General features: G+C 46.3%; 20 protein-coding genes and 1 tRNA gene. All 21 read right to left on the bottom strand.

The features are described from left to right. Positions 1–23: 23 nt before the first annotated feature. A complete protein-coding gene (locus tag EDD59_RS00560; protein ID WP_128751591.1) occupies positions 24–365 on the bottom strand; it encodes a SpoVG family protein in 342 nt (113 codons plus the stop codon). Between the two features lie 30 nt (positions 366–395). After that, positions 396–3,851, bottom strand: a complete 3,456-nt coding sequence (locus EDD59_RS00555) for an S-layer homology domain-containing protein (protein WP_132377899.1) — start codon at positions 3,849–3,851, stop codon at positions 396–398. A 49-nt stretch (positions 3,852–3,900) separates the two neighbouring features. After that, positions 3,901–4,449 (bottom strand): YodL domain-containing protein, encoded by a 549-nt coding sequence (locus EDD59_RS00550; RefSeq protein ID WP_128751589.1) that lies wholly within the window; start codon positions 4,447–4,449, stop codon positions 3,901–3,903. A 15-nt stretch (positions 4,450–4,464) separates the two neighbouring features. After that, positions 4,465–5,025 carry a hypothetical protein gene (locus EDD59_RS00545; RefSeq protein ID WP_128751588.1) on the bottom strand — a complete coding sequence of 187 codons (561 nt, stop codon included), beginning with the start codon at positions 5,023–5,025 and terminating at the stop codon, positions 4,465–4,467. A gap of 3 nt (positions 5,026–5,028) precedes the next feature. After that, positions 5,029–5,313 (bottom strand): division/cell wall cluster transcriptional repressor MraZ, encoded by a 285-nt coding sequence (locus tag EDD59_RS00540; protein WP_128751587.1) that lies wholly within the window; start codon positions 5,311–5,313, stop codon positions 5,029–5,031. After that, positions 5,306–5,671, bottom strand: coding sequence for a hypothetical protein (locus EDD59_RS00535; RefSeq protein ID WP_243117305.1), 366 nt, complete (start codon positions 5,669–5,671; stop codon positions 5,306–5,308). The genes EDD59_RS00540 and EDD59_RS00535 overlap by 8 nt, the downstream gene beginning before the upstream one ends. 77 nt (positions 5,672–5,748) lie before the next feature. After that, a complete protein-coding gene (locus EDD59_RS00530; RefSeq protein ID WP_207670350.1) occupies positions 5,749–6,120 on the bottom strand; it encodes a hypothetical protein in 372 nt (123 codons plus the stop codon). 4 nt (positions 6,121–6,124) lie between these two features. Further along, the gene (locus EDD59_RS00525; RefSeq protein ID WP_128751585.1) at positions 6,125–7,048 is read right to left on the bottom strand and encodes a DNA adenine methylase; all 924 of its coding nucleotides are present in this window, start codon (positions 7,046–7,048) and stop codon (positions 6,125–6,127) included. Between the two features lie 63 nt (positions 7,049–7,111). After that, positions 7,112–7,702, bottom strand: a complete 591-nt coding sequence (locus EDD59_RS00520) for a DUF1281 family ferredoxin-like fold protein (protein WP_128751584.1) — start codon at positions 7,700–7,702, stop codon at positions 7,112–7,114. Next, positions 7,702–8,220, bottom strand: a complete 519-nt coding sequence (locus EDD59_RS00515; protein ID WP_128751583.1) for a hypothetical protein — start codon at positions 8,218–8,220, stop codon at positions 7,702–7,704. Before EDD59_RS00515 ends, EDD59_RS00520 begins: the two co-directional genes overlap by 1 nt. 353 nt (positions 8,221–8,573) lie before the next feature. Further along, positions 8,574–9,596: a sensor histidine kinase gene (locus EDD59_RS00510; RefSeq protein WP_206172759.1), complete on the bottom strand. Its 1,023-nt coding sequence runs from the start codon at positions 9,594–9,596 to the stop codon at positions 8,574–8,576. Next, complete coding sequence (locus EDD59_RS00505) at positions 9,586–10,272, bottom strand: response regulator transcription factor (protein WP_128751582.1); 687 nt, start codon at positions 10,270–10,272, stop codon at positions 9,586–9,588. Before EDD59_RS00505 ends, EDD59_RS00510 begins: the two co-directional genes overlap by 11 nt. Positions 10,273–10,290: 18 nt before the next feature. After that, positions 10,291–12,222 carry an ABC transporter permease gene (locus EDD59_RS00500; RefSeq protein WP_330571835.1) on the bottom strand — a complete coding sequence of 644 codons (1,932 nt, stop codon included), beginning with the start codon at positions 12,220–12,222 and terminating at the stop codon, positions 10,291–10,293. Positions 12,223–12,337: 115 nt separating this feature from the next. After that, positions 12,338–13,114 (bottom strand): ABC transporter ATP-binding protein, encoded by a 777-nt coding sequence (locus EDD59_RS00495; protein WP_128751580.1) that lies wholly within the window; start codon positions 13,112–13,114, stop codon positions 12,338–12,340. Between the two features lie 524 nt (positions 13,115–13,638). Further along, a tRNA-Leu gene (locus EDD59_RS00490) sits at positions 13,639–13,723 on the bottom strand. A 120-nt stretch (positions 13,724–13,843) separates the two neighbouring features. Continuing rightward, positions 13,844–14,200 carry a 50S ribosomal protein L20 gene (gene rplT, locus EDD59_RS00485; RefSeq protein WP_132377897.1) on the bottom strand — a complete coding sequence of 119 codons (357 nt, stop codon included), beginning with the start codon at positions 14,198–14,200 and terminating at the stop codon, positions 13,844–13,846. Positions 14,201–14,230: 30 nt separating this feature from the next. After that, positions 14,231–14,428 (bottom strand): 50S ribosomal protein L35, encoded by a 198-nt coding sequence (gene rpmI, locus EDD59_RS00480; RefSeq protein WP_009004123.1) that lies wholly within the window; start codon positions 14,426–14,428, stop codon positions 14,231–14,233. A 61-nt stretch (positions 14,429–14,489) separates the two neighbouring features. Next, complete coding sequence (gene infC, locus EDD59_RS00475) at positions 14,490–14,984, bottom strand: translation initiation factor IF-3 (RefSeq protein WP_132377895.1); 495 nt, start codon at positions 14,982–14,984, stop codon at positions 14,490–14,492. 417 nt (positions 14,985–15,401) lie between these two features. After that, the gene (locus EDD59_RS00470; RefSeq protein ID WP_132377893.1) at positions 15,402–16,265 is read right to left on the bottom strand and encodes a DegV family protein; all 864 of its coding nucleotides are present in this window, start codon (positions 16,263–16,265) and stop codon (positions 15,402–15,404) included. A 108-nt stretch (positions 16,266–16,373) separates the two neighbouring features. Next, on the bottom strand, positions 16,374–17,741 hold the full coding sequence (locus EDD59_RS00465) for a spore germination protein (protein ID WP_132377891.1): 1,368 nt from the start codon (positions 17,739–17,741) through the stop codon (positions 16,374–16,376). 105 nt (positions 17,742–17,846) lie between these two features. Further along, the gene (locus EDD59_RS00460) at positions 17,847–18,992 is read right to left on the bottom strand and encodes a glycoside hydrolase family 5 protein (RefSeq protein ID WP_132377889.1); all 1,146 of its coding nucleotides are present in this window, start codon (positions 18,990–18,992) and stop codon (positions 17,847–17,849) included.

Below are 18,992 nucleotides of genomic sequence, written 5' to 3'. Positions count from 1 at the left end.
TTGTTGTTGGGTTGACGGGATGCTTACATACCGCCCATCTGCATGGGTGGCTGGGACTGTTCCGGTGCAGCTCCCTGCGGCTGCACCGGGGCTTGGTTCATGGCTACAACCTGCTGGTAGCTGTCCAGTACCGCCTTGTGGAGCTGTTCCCGGAACTCTTTGGTCACCGGGAAGCAGATTTCCTTGTAGCCGTTTTCGGTCTTGCGGCTTGGCATGGAAACAAAGAGACCGTCACGACCACCCTCCACCACCTTAATGCCCCGGATGCCGAGACAGCTGTCCACCGTTGCTGAAGCAAAGGCACGGATGTTGCCGCTGGTACCGGGCGGGTAGATGGAGTTGATTTTGACATCGATTGTTGGCATATTTTAATCCTCCGTTCTTTATACATTCTCTTACTCAAAATGATAGGTTACAGAATAGGTGATGTTGCTCTTGTTATACATACAGTTATGGTTTGTGTAGTAGTAAAACTCCAGCTTGCTATACACACCGACTTCCAGCGTTCTTTGGAACGTTATGCCATTGTTTGTTGTGCCGTAATCCAGCTGATCCCATTGCTTTGTCAGAGTGTTATAGCCTCTAACTCTGCCATAATCGCTTCCGTTATGCCCTGATACGGGAGGTACAGTAAAGGTGTAATCACGAATCGTAGCATCTTCAATTCCATTTTCCAAAATAACAGAATCCGGGCCTGTCAGCACCATTCCACCGCTGCCGTTGGAGTCCATGACAAAAAACACAATCGCTGACCACGGAGATTCAGCTCCGGTCGAATCAACAGCCTTTACTCTGACTACATTTTTACCCAAGGGATATACTTGTGTCTCTGCTTTACGGTTTTCCCAAATGTAGGTGATAGCATCACCGTCCGAATCATTGCTTTGTGCTGTGATTGTCACTGGTGTTCCCGGTATTACGCTATTTCCGCTTGGGGTTCTGTTGATGATGGGAACACTCGGTGCAGCGTTCGTAATTGTAAAAGTCTTTGAAATCCAATCGGAATAATCCCCCGCATCATCTTTAGCTCTTACCCTGATGGTATGGGAACCCACAGGATAATAGCTGTCTGCAGTTGTTCCATCCCATTCCAAGATAACATCGTCACCATCTGGATCGGTCGCTGCAGCATTTACATTGACAAGGAATTTCCCATCTTTTACGGTTCTGGTAGGTGTAGCAGTAATCACTGGGGTATTGGGTGCCGTGTTGGTCACTGTGATGTTATGACTTTGTGAAAACGGTCTGCCTGCGCTATCTGTTACAGCGGCAGTAAGCGTAAATGTTCCGGTATGATGGATAGATATTTTACCCCCATCATTGGTCAGCACACCTGTAAATTCGGCGTGCTCTCCATCCTTGTTCAGTGACCAAACTACACTGTTGGAGCCAAGGCTTAAAACGTTCTTCGGCGATACTGTAAACTGCGTTCCATAATGAATGGTACTTGGAAGAATGAAATCATAGCTGATAACCGGCAGAACACGAATGGTTTGACTATGGCTGTAGCTTCGCTTCAAAAAGTCGGTCATGGTTGCAGTCAGTGTATACTCTCCGTCAGCTATGAATCCAATTTTTCCTCCCTGTGCATTGAGAGTACCGTTGATAAAATCTCCCAATGAAACAGTTTTTTCACCCTTACTCAAAGACCATTCAACGGGAAGCACATTGTTATTGCCATGTGTTCTGATGTCGATTGTGCTATCAGTATAAGCGAGGGCAGGAAGTTCAAAGCCAATAGAAAGCACGGGGAGTACCTCGCATTTGCCGCCAAACTCGAATAAAAATACACGGCCTGTTTCATCAGTAACTCTTGCGACAAGCTCGTAGATACCCGCCCTCTTAAAACGTATTGTACCGCCCTCATTGCTCAGTTCACCGTCTACAAAGGTATCGAAGTCCTGAAAGCCATAGGTATTGTCCACAAGCCATTCAATGTTGAGGTCATCCAGTGCAGTCACTTGAGCTTTTATGGCGATGTCGCTATCTGTATGTGCGTATTGGGGAAGGCTATATCGCACAGTCGGCACGGGATATACCTTAAATCCTTGCTCGTAACTGTAGTTTCTGCCACCATTATCCGTGAATGCCGCCTTAAGAACATAGCTTCCTTGTTCCTTAAATTGAACAGTACCACCTGCGTTGGTAAGGCCTCCGCTTATGGCATCCTGCAGATTTATCGGTTTACCATTTTTCGTTAGCGTCCATTCTACGGTGTGGTTGCCGATTTCGGAAAAATTAGCCTGAAGAGTGACTTCGCTGTCAGTATGGAAAATTTCAGGCAGATAAAAACCGGAAGAACCTACAGGGTATACCGTAATGTTTGCGGTATCTGTAAATATTCGGTCGGTCTTGTCTGTGGCTATTACTGTAAGGGCATATACACCTTTTTCTTTAAAGCGAATGCTGCCCGCGTTTAGATCTCCCTCAACATAGTCTGTGATCTGCACGGTTTCTCCATTTCTGGTGAGAGAAAAGTCCACAGTCATATCTTCTGCATCTGTTACTTCTGAATAAAAGTTTACCGTCTTATCCGTATGACTTACTGTTGGTAGGGTTACTTTGACTTGTGCAACGGGATATATGGTGATTGTTTGTGAAGCTGACACAGTTTTACCCAATTCATCCGCAATAGAAGCGGTGAGAACATAGCTGCCCTTATTTTTAAACACCACTATGCCTCCATCTGCTTCAAGTTCACCGTTCAGAGCATCTGCAAGGTCAATTTCTAACCCTTCCTTCTTTAATGTCCATATCACCTGATTACTGCCAAGATCTGTTGTTTTTAAATCTACCGAAACAGCTGTATCAGTGTGAGCTGTTTTAGGCAGCGAAAACCCTGTAGTGATAACAGGGTAGATATGGATGCTCTGTTCATGTTTGATCTCCTTGCCACGACTATTAACAGCTGTAGCCGTAAGCACAAAATTGCCTGTATCCAAAAAGGAGATAGAGCCTCCGTTCTCATTAAGAACACCATTCAAAACCTTATCCAGTTCAAGTGATACACCATCTTTTCTGACTGTCCACACCACGCTTTTTACATAGCGGCTTGTTGGTTCTAATTTAATTTCATCACCTTTATATGCATTGGCAGGGAGTATAAAGCTAAACTGCGGAGCCGGGACAGTGGAGGAGCCGCCTCCGCTTGATGAGGAATCGCCAGTTGCTGGCTTATCTACCGGAGGCTTGCTTTCCTGCTCTTTTATCTGTTCTTTTGCTTTCTCCGTGCTTACGAGCATCTCAAAAGCTTCACCACGGGTAGCCACATCGTTGGGTCTGACCGTGCCATCAGGAAATCCACAAATGATGCAGTAGTGCTTTCCTGCACAGACATACTTACGCTGTTCTTCTGTGAGCAGATCGTCATCAGCAAACCCGGTATTGCAGGAGCAGTCTTTGGAATGCTCTCCCTTTCCAATTGCTTTTATCAGCATTCTAATCATTTCAATTCGTGTGATGGGTTCATCCGGACAGAACCTTTCACCGAAGTCATCTTTTCCAATAATCCCTGCAATGACCAGTGCTTCGATATCCTTTTCTGCAAAATGCCCTGCAATATCCTTGAATACAATGGCCACATTTTCGTTGTCGGGATTGGGAAGTTTCATTGTTCTTGCAACAAGAGAAGCAAACTCACCTCTTGTTATAAGTTCATCTGGGTGAACCAAGCCATCAGGATAACCATAAAGGATTCCTTTGTCTGCAAGTTCGTTGATAGCTTTCTCAGCCCAATGATTGACACTGTCCGTAAATATCAGCTTTGTCGCATATGCGCTCCCTGCGAACATGGAACATATCAGACAAATTGCCAATCCGATGGAACAGAACCTCTTTGTTTTAGAGTTCATATTCTAACTTTCCTCCTTGTTTTGTAATATTTTAAAGTAAGACCTATATTTAGAGCTGCATGGTCTGGGTTTGTGGCGGAGACTTGAAGTGGATTTCCTGAAAGCCGAAGCGGTCGCAGTAGTAGAAGCTGCTGCCATTTTCATCGTACAGCTCCAGCACATCCGACATAGACAGGGAATGCCCTACATAACCGGGAGGGTGAGCTGTATTGAATTTGGTGTAGAGTGCCTCCAGATCGTTGGTTTCCACTTCGCCGTCATAGACGGTTTGATAATCGGACATCTGCGGCTCTCCAAACTCTTTACAGAAATCAGCGTGACTGATGAAGCGCATCTGGAGATCCGATTCGGGTTTTAGCTGCCATACACGGCAGCTTTTCAGCAGGGTGAGTTCTTGGTTATCCCGCTGACCATTCACAAGGTGGTCATACACACCGTCCGTCCATTTCACCTCGCCGATATCCTTTTGGCGGCTAAGAAAGGCTTTCAGTTCCTCCGACTCGAACAAGGGATCAACCATCGCCTTGCCGCCGCTGACATAACCGGCAGGGTTGCCGTAGTATAGGATGATATCCTTTTCCATCCGGATATTTCTCATGATCTTGTGCCTCCTTTATGTCATAGTAAGACCTCCGTTCTCCGAGGCCTGCCGGAAGGCCTCCATTGCTTCCTCTGTTGGATGGAGAAGCCTGCCCTCCTGTAGCTCCAGCACACAAAAATCATCCCGGTCGCAGATCATGATGCGATGCTGGTATGGCTTCTGCATCTCCATATAATCCAGCGCTTCTTGTTCGGTGCAGAGCCACACGCCAGAAGCATAGCGGCCATCGGGCAGAAAGCTGTAGCCACTGTATTTCGGCTCATAATTCTTTAAATCCAGCGCTCCCACCGGTCTGATTTGGGAGAGCTGCAGCTTGGCACTGTCCGGCAGAAGCTCTGGCTTAAGGATGCCGATGACCTCACTGCGTTTTTTCAGGGCAAACTCCCCGGTACGGAGCGATACTAAAAATACAGCACAGCCGCTTGGATTGGTACCGGCCCCATTTCCGCATAGGCAGAAGTACAGCTGCCTTTCAGGTGTGTCCTGACTTAATACGACAACTTCCCCCTGAATACTGCAGTTTAAGCCTGTTGCCGAACAGTCTTTATCAGTAAATAGAGATTTTCTTTCCATCCGTTAGCCCTCCTTTTTCTGCTGCAGTAGGGCAGTCAGATCGGAAATGAGGGAAAGTCTTGTATCGTCAGGCATAGTCTTGAACGCCGCACGGACATAGGCCTCCACCGCCTCCGGAGACTGGTCGCCGATTTCGATGATATCCACCTTTTGTACACTGACCATGCCGTTGGATATATTAAGGCGCACGATATCGCCGTAATCCATGCCGCTGGCGGTGCGCAGTTCCTTGGGAATCAGCACACGTCCTTTGCCGTCCATCAGCTTGTAGATGGGCTTCTTATTCATCCTCCGCACCTCCCTCCAGCACACAGCGGATGGTGTCATAGCTCACGCCGAGGCTGTCGAACAGCTCCATGAGCTGAGGTGGCAGCTGCTTTACGGGATCGGCACTGCCGATGATGATAGCGCCGTCCTCACAGCGGATGTCCAGATCGTCATCCAGCGGAATCCCTGCCGCCTCCAAAAGCACATGAGGCACCGACAGCTCTGCCAATTCCGGCGCTTCCACCGGTTCAGTTACATGATCGATACCATCCTTGGTGAGAAAAAACTCCCCGTAGCTGTTAATCTCCTTTACCGGGTGATGGGACAGGTACGCCAGATGCACGGTATCACCGGCAGTGACACACATGGTTTCCAACACATCGGGCGGCAGGACGATGTTGCCGTTATCTGCAATCCTGCCCTTGGTTTCAATGATTCTCATGGTGCAATCCTCCTTTACATCCCCATCTGCAGGGCGTTGATTTGTTGTTTCTCTGCCGATTTCAACTCTGATACAAAGGCAGAAAGCTCATCCTCAGACAGAGAAATGTTGGCAATTTCCATCTCCCTGAGAAAATATGCAGCCTGCTTGTACTCGTCAGCCAGCTTCTGCATTCCCTTGGCGTTGCGATAGCCTCCGCTCATGCGGGTGTATCCCTTGAAAATACAGTCATACTTGCCGGTATCTCTGTTCGGCAGCATAGAAAGATACAGCCCCGCATTGACTTGATCTCCACATCGAAGATACAGGTCATCGTGAACATTGCCGACTACAAGCTCATATGCGCCGCCGCTTTCTTCCTCCAGCAGGGCTTTTGCCCATCTCATTTTCTCAATCGCAGTCATCTTCATCCTCACCTCCAAAACAAAGGTCAAACAGATTCATCTGGAACATATCATTTTCCCGTTCCTTGGGGTCGTAGTTGGTAATGATAACTTCTGGGTACTCGCAGCCTCCGTCATACCGCTGCGCCAGATTGTTCAGGCGGGTGACTGGGGTGATGGTGTAATCCTGATACAGTTCCCGGATGAATTCACAATCGTTGTAGGAAACCATCCATTTCCCTTTGCAACCTGCCAGCGTATCCCGGAGCCGCTGATGGTCGGTTTTGAGGAACTCCACCGCATAGTGACCCTCGGTCATGTAATAGGGCGGATCACAATAAAAAAAGGCATCATCACGGTCGTACTGCCGGATCAATGCCTCAAAGTCTTTATTTTCCACCACCGTGTTTGCAAGTCGCCTTGATGCCTCCCAGATAACGGCGAACACCTTTCTGATATCAAAGGGCTGGCAGCCATAGGAGGTGCAGCCGCTGCCGTAGCTGTAGCGGATGAGCTTGAAAAATGCAGCCGCTCGCCACACATCGCTTGGCTCTGCCTGCTCCAGCATGATAGCCTTAAGTTCCTCAAATGCAGGCGGCGGGAGGTTATGCTGCGCCAGTTCCAGTTCTTCCTGCAGATATTCGGTATCGAATTCATCCTTTTCAAAGAACCGGCGTAGCACATTGAATTCATATCGTGAGTTAAGGGGCAGGAAGCCCAGCTGCTTGAGGAACGCCAACGGCCTGTTCTTTACGCAGTAGAACAGGTTGGTCAGGTTGCTGTTAAAGTCGTTGTAGACCTCCATACCCTTACAGTCAGGAGGCCTGCCGAACAGCACCCAGCCCCCGCCGCCAAAGACTTCAATGTATCTGCCGAAATCCTTGGGGAAGAGCCGATAAATAATATTGCGGAGGGCTTTTTTACCGCCCACCCAGCTGATAAAGCTATTGATATTCCATCACCTCCCTCTGAAAAGAAAAGAGCCGATTATCACTTACATTTTTAGTGACATCGACTCATCCGGATCATGATATTCATATTCGCCGGTTTCCCCATTGTACAGGTAGCCCTCATCGGCCAGATCCAAGCCGTGAACCTCAGCCGCCAGCTCCAGTGCTTCCTTGGAACCACCGGGAGGGATATGGCTGAATATTTCCTCGCCGTTTTCAAATTCTTTGCGTCCGACATTGTAGCCGAAGTCCTCATCTGCCCATTTCACCTCAAAGCTGGGATCAGGGTACCGTTTAGCCAAGGCTGCAATGATTGGGTCAGGATAGCTCCATGCGGTTTGGAATTCGATATGCTCGCCATCAAATTCCTTTGGGGTATACTCGACATCATAGCCATAGCTGTTCCACTTGGTTCCCCAATTAGCGGTATTCCAGTCCAGCCAGTTGTTCTTGCCGTACTTGGCGAATTCCTCTTTTCCGAGGTTGCCCTGATAGATGTTATCCGGCGTAGGAATTACCTTGTTGAAATCGATGCTGCCGAGGCCGATTTCATCATTTTTGATGGCCTCGAACATAGCCCTGACCTTTTCCGGATCACCGGACACTCTTAAAATATTGGTAACATGATTTGGCATTAGCACATTCCTCCCATCGTCATGCCAAAGCTGAAAAACTGATTGCCTTTCAGCTTATCCTCCGACTTGATAAAGAAGCGGTTGCTGCTATCCCAAAAGCTGACATACAGCTCACCGTCATATACTTCGATTTCCCTTTGCTCCAGTCCCTCGCCCCAGCCGTCTGAAAATTGTCCGGACAGCCATTCTGTAAGCTCCGCAAGCTCGGAGGGAGAAAGTGTACTGTGGGTTTGTATCTCGGTAACGCCCCACAGCTCGCCATTCCATTCCTCCACTGAGGGATTGATGCTGTATATCTTTTGGCTAAGATTATCATTGAGGTAAACAGCAAGGCCTCGGTCACCCTCGCCGGGGAGTCCCTCTTTCTGAATGAGGGCGAGAATTTCATCCTCGTATTCCAAAACCTCACCGAGGGTTAAGTCCTCCGGATAATTATCAAGATCGCCCCACTCATTCTTTCTGTAGATATGGGGAAAGAGGGGACTGAATAACCGCAGGGTTTGCAGTTCGTTTTTCACGGTGCATCTATCCTTTCTTTATGATTTCAGGCAACAAAAAAAGCGGCTGTGTTTTTCAGTTACGAAGAACACAGCCGCTTAAAATTGCCCCATAGGGTATTTGCTTTATGAAATTGTGTGCCGGACTGATTCCGGCCTAAAAAAGAAACATCCCGCTTTCTTCTAAAAAAGTAGGGTGCATCTATGAAAAACGAGGGTCTTGGATTTTTCATTCAAAACCCTCGTCAGGCCTCATAAACATTCAAGTCGCCTATGCTTTATGCAGGAAAGCTGTGATTTGCTCTTTAGACGCCTTTTGGTTTCCATATATGTTGCTTTTCCGCAAGTCGAAGAGGGTAGTCTTACCCTTTAATCTAAGAATCAATCGTTGGGAAGAGAACAATCATCTCAAAGCCTTTCTGGGGCTGTGAGCAGACCTCCAGCTCAATTTTCAAAGCTTTTGCCATTTCATTCGCGAGATACAATCCCATGCCGGTTGCCTTTTTTCGGGCTTTACCAGTATCACCGGTAAAGCCTTTTTCAAACAGAAATGGTAAATCCCATGGTTGCACCCCGATTCCATTATCCCTGATGCGAAGAATGACGGACCGTTCAGTTTGTTCTGCGGTTAGATGCAGTTCCGGTACTTCTGTATTTTGCGTATACGTGACGGCATTACTGAGAATCTGATTGATGATGAACAGCAATCCCCGGCGGTCTGAAAGGATAAAGAGCCGGGGCAATTCTTTGGTGATTCGAAAGCCTCGTTCATTCAGCAGCGGTTGGTAGTTCTCCAATGCTTCCTCGCAGCATTCTATAAGGGATAGCGATTCAAACAGATAATCCTTTTGTCTGCTCTTGAGCCTTGCATAGTAGAGCATCTGCTCTACAAATCCCTGCATCTGTGCACGTACATAATCGAGCCGTTGATAGACAGCGAGCGGCAATTCATCTCTGCGGTTGTCCAGCAGAAAGGTCAGAAGGGAAAGCGGCGTTTTGATCTCGTGTGCCCAAGATTCCACATATTCCTCATAGTCATTCACCTGTGTCATCAAAGTCCGGTTCGCTTGCTCATTTTCCCGCAGCAGAACCCCGATGTGATGGACAAGCTCACCGTCCCGCCTGCCCACCAACCGCAACAGGTTCGCTTCGGTAATTTCGTCCGGGTGATTGAGAAACTCCAGAAAAGTTTTTTCGCGCCGTTTTTCCAAACGGCAGGCAAAAAGAAGTGCTATTGAAAACAGCAGCAGCGAACCGAATACAAGCATAAGCCAAAGCCGGTGAAACGCATCGCTGTCTGAAAGCCACAAAGCCAGAGCGTACAGAAGATTAAGCCCCATAGGGAGCAGAAACCAGACAGCATATTTTTTTAATGTATGCAGGAGATTATTCATCATCTATTTTCTCCTCCGCTGTCAGTCGATAGCCAAGTCCGCGCACCGTCTCGATCTGCTGTACCATTTCCAGTTCTTTCATTGTCTTTTTCAGCCGGGTCAAATTCACCTGCAAAGCATTTTCATCAATATATTCGGTTGTTCCCCATAGCGCCATGCAGAGTGTTTCTTTCGTTACAAGCTCATCAGGGTGCGCTAAAAAAGCCGCCAGCAATTTACCCTGATTCTGTGGAAGCACCACAGATTGATCGTGGATATACAGCGTATAGGTCTGGCTATCCAGTAAAAAGTCCTTACCGGGACGCAGATGTCCGCGCCCCTCATACCGGCGCAGCAGATTGGCAGCACGGGCAAGCAGTCGTTCCTTTCGGCAGGGCTTTGTCAGGTATTCATCCGCACCCAAATTCAGCGCATGAAGCTCGTCCTTCATCTGATCACGGGAGGTTAGCACCAACACCGGCAGCATTGCTTTCCGCTTCAGCTCCCGACAAATCTCAAAACCGCTGATTCCGGGTAAATTGATATCCAGTAATACAAGGCCGGGAGCCGCCTGCAGAATATCATCCGTTACATGGCCAAATTCTGCAATACAAACGACTGGGTATCCCTCTTTCTCAAAAATCTCACGCAGTTCCTCCCGCATAAAAGGCTCATCTTCTACAATAACAATCTTCTTTATGGCGGCTCCCTCCTTTCTTTATTCTTCTCGACCTGCTTCCATACGTGTCAGGATATACTTTGAGCTGGCTCGTGTCACAACAAGCATATATCCGTATTCTACCACACAAAGCAGGAAAAGTATCACAAAAGCGATGCGATAGAGCCCATGGATGTTTTCGGCCAGATCCGGCGGCAGGAATCCGGAGAATAGTGCCCGAACGCCGAACACACTTCCCACTGCTGCAACGACTATTGGCAAAGCAAAAAACCAGCGGATTTGACGATTTGCAGAGAGACAAATCGCCTCATAATGACTGCCCAGTCGTACCAGCGTGCGGTAGCGCCGCCCCGTCTTGCGCTGCTGCGTTAGGAATTGCATGCCAATGACGGTATTCGCGATGATGAGGAAAATGACCGCAAGGTACAGTGTAAGATAGCTGGATGCCACCTGATAAAATAGCTGCCGTCCCATGCTTTGCAGGTAGCTTTCATAGTGAATATCCGTTGCATCCAGCTTGTGGTTAATCTGCTGAATGGCTTGCATCCTCCCGTTCTCCTGCACAAACCCGGGAGACAAGGTCGCATCCCAGTAGTGGGTGTACCTTTCCTCTGCCAATCGGTCAAAGGTCTCATCCGGAACGATGAGGGCAAAGTAAAGCGTTATCGCGCGGTCTGTTACAGGATTTCTGGTCTGTATGGTACCTGTTAATTGGAGGCGCTCTCCATTTGCTACTATTTCCGGCTCCTGCGAAAGGACATGGTTTATCAGTTCCGCTTTTTCTCTGTTGGTAAAAGAATCGTAGCCATAAAGAGCTGCCTGATTGTTATTCAGTGTGATTGGAGGCTCGCCTGCCGCCGCCAAAAGCTGATTATAGCCCGAAAGAGAGATAACATACGGATTGTCAATATTGCTGTACGCATTTAAAAGATCTGACCTTGCAGAAGAATCTGCCTGCTGCTCGATCAGTTCCAGCATCTCATCCATATGAATTGCTTCTGCCGGATCGTTACTCTCACTGCGCATTTGTCCAATTCTCATATCAAAAACAGATGCAAAGTACTCCTCCAATCCAGCGCTTTTCAGCTTTTCCGGAAGTTCCGATGGATTTTCTGAATTTTGAAAGGTGTAATCCAGCGTATGGGTATCGTTGCTACCGTAATACAAGGTCATGGAAGCACCGTACCCGAAGCAGCAAAGTGCTGCAAGAATTAAAAGAGAGCTGACCGCAAGGGAAAGCGGCTGACCAATTACATTCTCCTGAAGTTGGCGGAACGTGAACACTCCCAGCCCGGATTTGCCACTCTGGCGCTGTGCCAACATGCCCAGTACCGTTCGCAGGCCATAGAAAAGCAACAGCGTTCCTGCGATTCCAAACGCTAAAGTTATTCCCATAACAGCCAACGAATACCATGCTTCGCCGCTGATTGCCAGCAGGTAGGCCGCCGCCAAAAGCAGCACACCCAAAGCCAGCGCAATTCGATACAGGACTGCCGGACGCTGCCTTTTTGCGCCTTCCGGGGTGGGAGAAAGCAGAGCGCCAATCTCTTTGGATGCAAATTTGCCGCTGAGCAGAAGAAATGCAGCCAACTTAATGAGCACAAACCCCGCTATCGTCCAAAAAATAGCTGAGAGAGAAACGGCGGACTGGTGTCCCAGAATCCCCATGCCCACCGCCCGCGCAGTAACAAGGCTTATAACCTCAGAAAGAAGTATCGCCACCGGGATACCGACGACTATGGATACAAGGCTGCTCCACAGATCTTCAGCCAGCAGCATCGTGAACAGCTTGGTACGGCGCATCCCCATCATCAGGTACATGCCAAGCTCATGGCTTCGGCGTTCCAGCTGGTACCTGCTTGCAAAATAAATGAGGAAGAAAAGAATGAACAGCGTTACAGCATAAAAGGCGGGAATTAAGCTTAAAAGCCTATCCACAGCACCGCTCTCCATCTCCCGGAGAAAACCCATAATGTCCTGATTCGGCAGCGAGAGGATGATGTAAAAGGCCACGATAGCTGCTAAGAGCGAAAAGAAAAAAAGCCCGTTTTCCCGCCGGTTACGTTTGCTGTTGCGGCGTACCAGGTTAAAGAACATTTGCGCTCCCTCCCCCCAGTTGTGCCATGACTGCAAGGATGCGCTCGTAAAACTGCTCCCGTGTCTCATTCGGTACTTTTCTGCGCAGTTCATGAAAAATGACGCCGTCCTGAATAAACAGAATCCGGCTGCAGTAGCTTGCCGCGTTGGAGTCGTGTGTAACCATTAGAATCGTGGTCTGCTGCATTCGGTTGAGGCCGGCCAGCTTTTCCATCAAAACACGAGCATTTTTGGTGTCCAGTGCGCCGGTGGGTTCGTCTGCCAGAATGATTTGGGGATTCAGAATCAGCGCCCGGGCCGCAGCCACTCGCTGTTTTTGGCCTCCGGACATCTGAGAGGGAAATTTATTCATTACACCGGTGATTTCGAGATATTCCGCGAGCTCCCGCAGGCGCTTATTTCCCTCTTTTTCAGTCACACCATGGATGCCGAGAGGCAAAAGGATATTCTCCTGACCTGTAAGATTGTCCAGCAACTCAAAGTTCTGAAATAAATATCCGATTTCTTTTCCTCGGTAATCTGCCAGCTTACTGCCTTTGAGCGCACTAACTTCCACACCGTCCATCAAAATATGTCCCGCCGTAGGGCGAATGACTGTGGCGATACAGTTGAGCAGTGTGGATTTTCCCGATCCGCTGGCACCCATAATGCCAAGGTATTCACCGGGCATCACCGTAAATGAGATGCCGTCCAGAGCTTTTGTTTGATTTTCCTGTCTGCCATAATATTTTCGCAGAGATTCGATCTCCAGAATTGCCTGTTTCATAAAAACAACCTCCTTTGCTTTTGATTTTATTATAACGGAGCAAGACGATGAAAAACACTTACATTGCATGTAAGGTTTTGGGGGCTCAATAAATGACGGGCGGCTGAATCGTAAATTAAGCGTGAACATTTCCTAAATGAATCGGCCATTATATAGGAAACGATTGTTTTGTGTTTCCGTTTTGAATGTTTTTTATAGGAATGTGTGCTAATCTCAACGCAAAATACATGGTTTGCAATTCATCTTCGTGGGGTAATCCTTTTTCTTAAATTTTGAGCGCAAAGAACGGTTGTGTTTTTCTATAACCAAGAACACATCTATTTAAAGTTACCTATCAGATATATGAGCTTTATTTGTTTTCCGGACTGATTCCCGCCAAAAACGAGAAACACCCCGCTTTCTTGTTAAAAAGCAGGGTGCATCTATGAAAAACGAGGGTCTTGAATTTTTCATTCAAAACCCTCGTCAGGCCGCATAAACACTGGCTTTTTCAGCCCTGCATCTATTTTGACCTAATCTTCTGATGCGGAAGAAGGGACTTGAACCCTCACGAGCGCATTGCTCACAAGATCCTTAGTCTTGCTCGTCTGCCAGTTCCGACACTTCCGCATTTCCGGCGGTGAAAGAGGCTCCTCAATCACACGCCACAAACGATATCTTACTATTTATTTTTCCAAATGTCAACATATTTTTATATCTTTTTACATGTTTTGTAACAGTCAGCCTTTATTATGCAATCTTTTCTTTTGCAAGCTCTGCCAGTGTGGCAAATCCTTCTTTGTCACTCACTGCAAGTTCTGCCAGCATTTTTCTGTTTACATCAATATCAGCCTGTTTCAATCCATACATAAACTTGCTGTAGGAAAGCCCGTTCATTCTTGCAGCTGCGTTGATACGTGCAATCCACAGCTGTCTCATCTGACGTTTGCGCTGTTTTCTCCCTGCATAAGAAGAGGTAAGAGCTCTCATGACAGACTGCTTTGCAACTCTATACTGTTTAGAGCGTGCTCCCCTGTATCCTTTTGCCAATTTCAAAGTTCTGTTATGTTTTTTCTTAGCGTTCATTCCGCCTTTAATTCTTGCCATTTCCTAATCCTCCTTATCAATTTCCAAATCTTACAGATATGGTAATACTTTCTTCATGTTTTTTACATTTGTAGCATCTGTAATAGCCGGATGTCTGAGATTTCTTTTTCTCTTAGTAGACTTCTTGGTTAAGATATGGCTCTTGTATGCTTTATTTCTTTTCAGCTTTCCTGTACCTGTTACTTTGAAACGTTTTGCTGCCGCTCTATTTGTTTTGATTTTTGGCATGATAAGTTCCTCCTTCATTGTGTGATTACTGGGAGCTAAAAGCGCCCGTAATGATTTATTTTTAACGTTTTTCAGTTAAAACCATGCTCATATTTCGGCCTTCTAACTTCGCCGGCTTTTCGATAGACGCGACGTCCTCCAGTAAAGCAGCAAAGTCGTCTAAAATATGTCTGCTCTGCTGTACATGCGCCATCTCTCTTCCACGGAAACGCAAAGTTACCTTCACTTTATTACCTTTGGCAATAAACTTCTTTGCATTGTTGACCTTTGTATTCAAGTCATTGGTATCAATATTCGGTGATAAACGTACTTCCTTTAACTCAACAGTCTTCTGCTTTTTCTTAGCCTCTTTTTCTCTGCGTGTCTGCTCATACCTGTATTTCCCATAATCAATAATCTTGCAGACCGGCGGCTTTGCCATCGGTGCGATCTTCACCAAATCAAGCTCTGCATCCATAGCCTTCTTCAGGGCCTCTCTGGATGACATGATTCCTAATTGTTCCCCATCCTCACTGACCAATCGAACTTCCTTGTCCTTGATCTGCTCATTAATCATTAAATCGCTAATTGTCGTATACCTCCGTCAAATGAATTCTTTTCAGGTTCTTTCCGCGAAAACAAATTTAAAAATAAGAATTGTAGCTTTCTTTCACATAAAAAAACGAGTGAACATTATCCACCCGTATCTTGACATACACACTTTACAATAAAAAACATGTAAATGCATCAATATCAAACCAATAGTCACCCGTTTGTGCTATGGTGAGAGTGGACACTCTACTTTCTTTTTTGCTTTACGCACTGTTTAATTTATCATATCCCGAAATAAATGTCAATATGTTTTCCTATAAAACTCAATTAATTGGTAACAGTTCAGCCATGCGAATCTTCGACAGTGTAGGCAGGAGAAAGCTTGCTTTCGTATGCATATGCTGCCGAAAATTCATATGGCTGAACTGTTACATTTTGTCTTTTACCGCTCATTTCCCATAAAGAAAAGTGCAACGACACCGGGACCTGTATGGCTTCCGATTACTGTACCTATATTGTTAACCAAAACGTCTTTTGCTCCCAGCTTCTCTTTTGCGAGCTTTGCCACGTACTCGGCGTCTTCTATGCAATCGCCGTGTGTAACCATAATCATATCGTTTTCCCAGCCTTTGGACTGTTCCACTGCCATGTCTATAATCTTGTTCAGAGACCTTTTACGCCCCCGCTCTTTTCCGATTACCTGCAGAGCACCCGCATTGTCCATATGGATAATGGGCTTAATCTGTACCAGAGTCCCTACAACTGCAGTTGCCTTTGACACCCTGCCGCCGCGGTGCAGGTGATTCAAATCATCCACAGTGACATTGTGACAGATATGAAGCTTGTTCTCTTCCACCCACTCTGCAATCTCATCAATATTCTTTCCCGCATCTCTTAGCTGCAGTACTTTATAAAGGAGGAGCCCTTCGCCAAGGCAGGCACACAATGTGTCAATAACAATAACCTTTGCCTCGGGATACTCATCTGCCAGTTCTTCCCCCGCAATTCTCATACTATTATATGTACCACTTAATGCGGAAGAAAATCCCAGATGAAGCACATCCTTTCCTTCTTTTAAAAACGGCTCCAGAGCAACCTTTGCCTCTTCAGGGTTAACCTGGGATGTAACTGACATCTGTCCTTCCCGCAGTTTTGTAAAAAACTCCTTGCTGGTCAGACCCTCCATATCAGTATAGGTCTCTCCAGCAATTGTATATTTTAAAGGAATTACCTGGACATCCCTCTCCTCAAGCCACTCTTTCGGCAAATCAACAGTGCTGTTTACTGAAATTACAAATTCTCTCATCCCCGTCCTCCTGTTCTTCAGTTCATTTTTTTTATCATACCACCTTTTTCTCCTTTGCGCAAAATCTTTTTGTCTGCGTGGAGAAAAAGGTGTATTTAAAGCTCTCCATCACCGCAATTTTACATTCAGATAGTTCCTGCCGGACAGTGTTTTATTGAATGCAAGGAAGCATAGAATCAAAATACAACCGATAATGAACCCGGGTAAATTCAAACAAGCTGTCAGTATCAGGAGCAAAAGCCGCATAAACTTCAATGCGTAACCGAGTTCAAAGTTAGGCTGAGTATAGTTGGCAACCGCCACAAAGGCCATATACAGCATTACCTCCGCATTAAACCAGCCCGACTGTACAGAAAACTCACCCATAACAAGGCCTGCAATTACACTTAAAGGCGTGCTGAGCATACTCGGTGTATTCAATGCCGCAAGCCGCAGTCCGTCGATAGACAGCTCCAGTATCAGAAACTGAAATATTAAAGGAATATTAATAGTGTCCTTAACAGCCACAAAGCTAAATATATCTGGAAGCCAGCCGGGATTCTGCATAAACAGCATAAACGTCGGGGTTAAAAACATGGTGAGAATTGTAATCAATACTCTGGTAAACTTTAAGTAAACCCCTGTCACTGTAGGAAAATAATAATCATTGGCCTCCTCAATCATATCCAGAATAGAAGTAGGCAGGATCATCGCCGAAGGAGAATTATCTACCAGAATTACAACCTTTCCCTCCAAAAGGCACGCCACCGCTGTGTCCGGTCTTTCTGTAAATTTGAATTTTGGAAAAGGATTAAACCATTTTCTTTTGAACATCTCCTCTGCCAGTGTCTGCTGGTTCATCCGCAAATCGTCTATCTGAAGCTGATTGATGCGGCTTTCTATATTTTTCAGCAGCTCCTCGTCCACACGGTCAGACATATAGCAGATTGCAATATCCGTTCTGGTAGTATTGCCTGCCTCCACCATCTCCATAATCAGGTGAGGATCCCTGATACGTCTCCGTATCATCGCTGTATTACATACAATTGTTTCTACAAAGCCGTCCCTGGAGCCATGTAAGGATTTATCCTTTTCCGGCTCCTCCACACTCCTGGCTGGATAGGTACGGCAGTCAATAGCAATGCAGACCTCATACCCTTCAATAAAGAGACAGGTAATTCCGGACAGAACATTTTTTATCACCTGATCGAAGTTGGAAATAATATCCACCGAATCATAAGATATATATTTTTGAGAAAATGAAGTGGCATCTTTTGGCATTTCCCTATCCTTCACACCTAAAAAAGAAGCCATAATCTTCTGCATAGTCTCGTCTTTCATAAACCCGTTAATAAAATAGAAGGAAGCCTGCCTTCCTCCGATTATAATATCCCGCCGAAGCACATCAAAACTTTCCCCTACAGGCAGAACCTGATTCATATATTCAATATTTTCCTGGAAAGAACTGCCTACCTTTCCTTTTTCTTTCTTTACCATAGAATATTTAATCCTTTCTTATCGCCTGATATTCTATGGATATAATACCCAGAACTTTCCAGATTATTCTTAAAAGGGGAATGAGCCTTTAAAAAAAATTAGCTTCTATTCGGTTAACGCTTCCGTCAAATCAGGAAACAGCCATTGGCGGGTATACCTGTCATAAAGTGGGAACGGCCTGCCTGTCTTTTCACCCGAACCGGCATCCCACCAGATACAGGCGATCCCAAGTTTTTTTGCTTTTCCTCTGACATAGCGGGCCCAAGCTGTACGCTGCCGTTCGTTTTGTTTATCGACGGCGCCAAATTCTGTGATTATGACAGGCATACCCTTACTTATAAAAAATCGATCCAGGTCCTCAAACATCTGGTCCATCTCTTTTGTGTCCAGCGGGTCTTTAGGGTCAAACCCAGGCGGCCCCTGTATGTTTAAAGAAAAGTCATATGGGGAATAAAAATGTACCGATAAAATAAGTCTGCTCCCCTCAGGAAATTGAAAATCCTGTAATACCTCCCTATATGTCTTTGCACAATAGGTAGAAAGAATCAGGTACCTGTCATTGTTTTCTCCGCCGCTCTCGCGAATGGTGCGCACAAAAACTGCGTTTAATATATTGACTATTTCCCGTGAACGTGGGGTGCCCCCGCTCCATTCCTCGATTTCTCCAATCAGGCGTGGTTCATTCATGCCTTCAAATAAAAGTCTTTGGTCATATGCCTGAAAACGCTGAGCAAGCTGGCTCCACAGATGCCGTGTCTTCTCAACTGCCGTTGGCAAATGTACATCATCAGGCATATACCAGCTGTCATGATGTGCATTGATAATCACATACATACCTGCCTCTAAGCCATAATCCACCACCTGAGCGACACGGTTAAGCCAGGCCTTTTCTATATGATCATTTTCATCCATATGTTCCTGCCAAGTGACAGGAATACGCAGCACATCAAAACCTGTTTGTTTGATATCTTTGATCATTTCCCTGGTTGTAACCGGATTTCCCCAATATGTTTCAAAATCAGAGGGGTTTTTTGTCTCAAGGTGGAGGTCATGTGTATCCAGGGTGTTGCCCCAATTCAACCCCGGGCCCAGCTGCTTCACAAAGTTTCTGGTTTCTTTTTCCTGATATTTCATCATCCACCCTCTCTCTATCCCACGCCAACTGCTCAGCGCCAGAATTCCTGTTGCAGCAATGAAAATGACCGTTGAGATATGTTTGTAAACATAGAATCGGTAATTATGCCGTTTCAT

Origin of the sequence: Muricomes intestini (genome assembly GCF_004346165.1) — a bacterium.
Lineage (GTDB): Bacteria > Bacillota > Clostridia > Lachnospirales > Lachnospiraceae > Muricomes > Muricomes intestini.
Note: the sequence above shows the minus strand (reverse complement) of the source record. Positions and strands in the feature narration are given on the sequence as shown.

What these genes read in the sequence shown, in the direction of transcription:
- EDD59_RS00560 (WP_128751591.1), bottom strand. Translation starts at nt 365, where the DNA reads ATGCCAACAATCGATGTCAAAATCAACTCCATCTACCCGCCCGGTACC.
- EDD59_RS00555 (WP_132377899.1), bottom strand. Translation starts at nt 3,851, where the DNA reads ATGAACTCTAAAACAAAGAGGTTCTGTTCCATCGGATTGGCAATTTGT.
- EDD59_RS00550 (WP_128751589.1), bottom strand. Translation starts at nt 4,449, where the DNA reads ATGAGAAATATCCGGATGGAAAAGGATATCATCCTATACTACGGCAAC.
- EDD59_RS00545 (WP_128751588.1), bottom strand. Translation starts at nt 5,025, where the DNA reads ATGGAAAGAAAATCTCTATTTACTGATAAAGACTGTTCGGCAACAGGC.
- EDD59_RS00540 (WP_128751587.1), bottom strand. Translation starts at nt 5,313, where the DNA reads ATGAATAAGAAGCCCATCTACAAGCTGATGGACGGCAAAGGACGTGTG.
- EDD59_RS00530 (WP_207670350.1), bottom strand. Translation starts at nt 6,120, where the DNA reads ATGAGATGGGCAAAAGCCCTGCTGGAGGAAGAAAGCGGCGGCGCATAT.
- EDD59_RS00520 (WP_128751584.1), bottom strand. Translation starts at nt 7,702, where the DNA reads ATGCCAAATCATGTTACCAATATTTTAAGAGTGTCCGGTGATCCGGAA.
- EDD59_RS00510 (WP_206172759.1), bottom strand. Translation starts at nt 9,596, where the DNA reads ATGATGAATAATCTCCTGCATACATTAAAAAAATATGCTGTCTGGTTT.
- EDD59_RS00500 (WP_330571835.1), bottom strand. Translation starts at nt 12,222, where the DNA reads ATGGGTTTTCTCCGGGAGATGGAGAGCGGTGCTGTGGATAGGCTTTTA.
- EDD59_RS00495 (WP_128751580.1), bottom strand. Translation starts at nt 13,114, where the DNA reads ATGAAACAGGCAATTCTGGAGATCGAATCTCTGCGAAAATATTATGGC.
- rplT (WP_132377897.1), bottom strand. Translation starts at nt 14,200, where the DNA reads ATGGCAAGAATTAAAGGCGGAATGAACGCTAAGAAAAAACATAACAGA.
- rpmI (WP_009004123.1), bottom strand. Translation starts at nt 14,428, where the DNA reads ATGCCAAAAATCAAAACAAATAGAGCGGCAGCAAAACGTTTCAAAGTA.
- infC (WP_132377895.1), bottom strand. Translation starts at nt 14,984, where the DNA reads ATGATTAATGAGCAGATCAAGGACAAGGAAGTTCGATTGGTCAGTGAG.
- EDD59_RS00470 (WP_132377893.1), bottom strand. Translation starts at nt 16,265, where the DNA reads ATGAGAGAATTTGTAATTTCAGTAAACAGCACTGTTGATTTGCCGAAA.
- EDD59_RS00465 (WP_132377891.1), bottom strand. Translation starts at nt 17,741, where the DNA reads ATGGTAAAGAAAGAAAAAGGAAAGGTAGGCAGTTCTTTCCAGGAAAAT.
- EDD59_RS00460 (WP_132377889.1), bottom strand. Translation starts at nt 18,992, where the DNA reads ATGAAACGGCATAATTACCGATTCTATGTTTACAAACATATCTCAACG.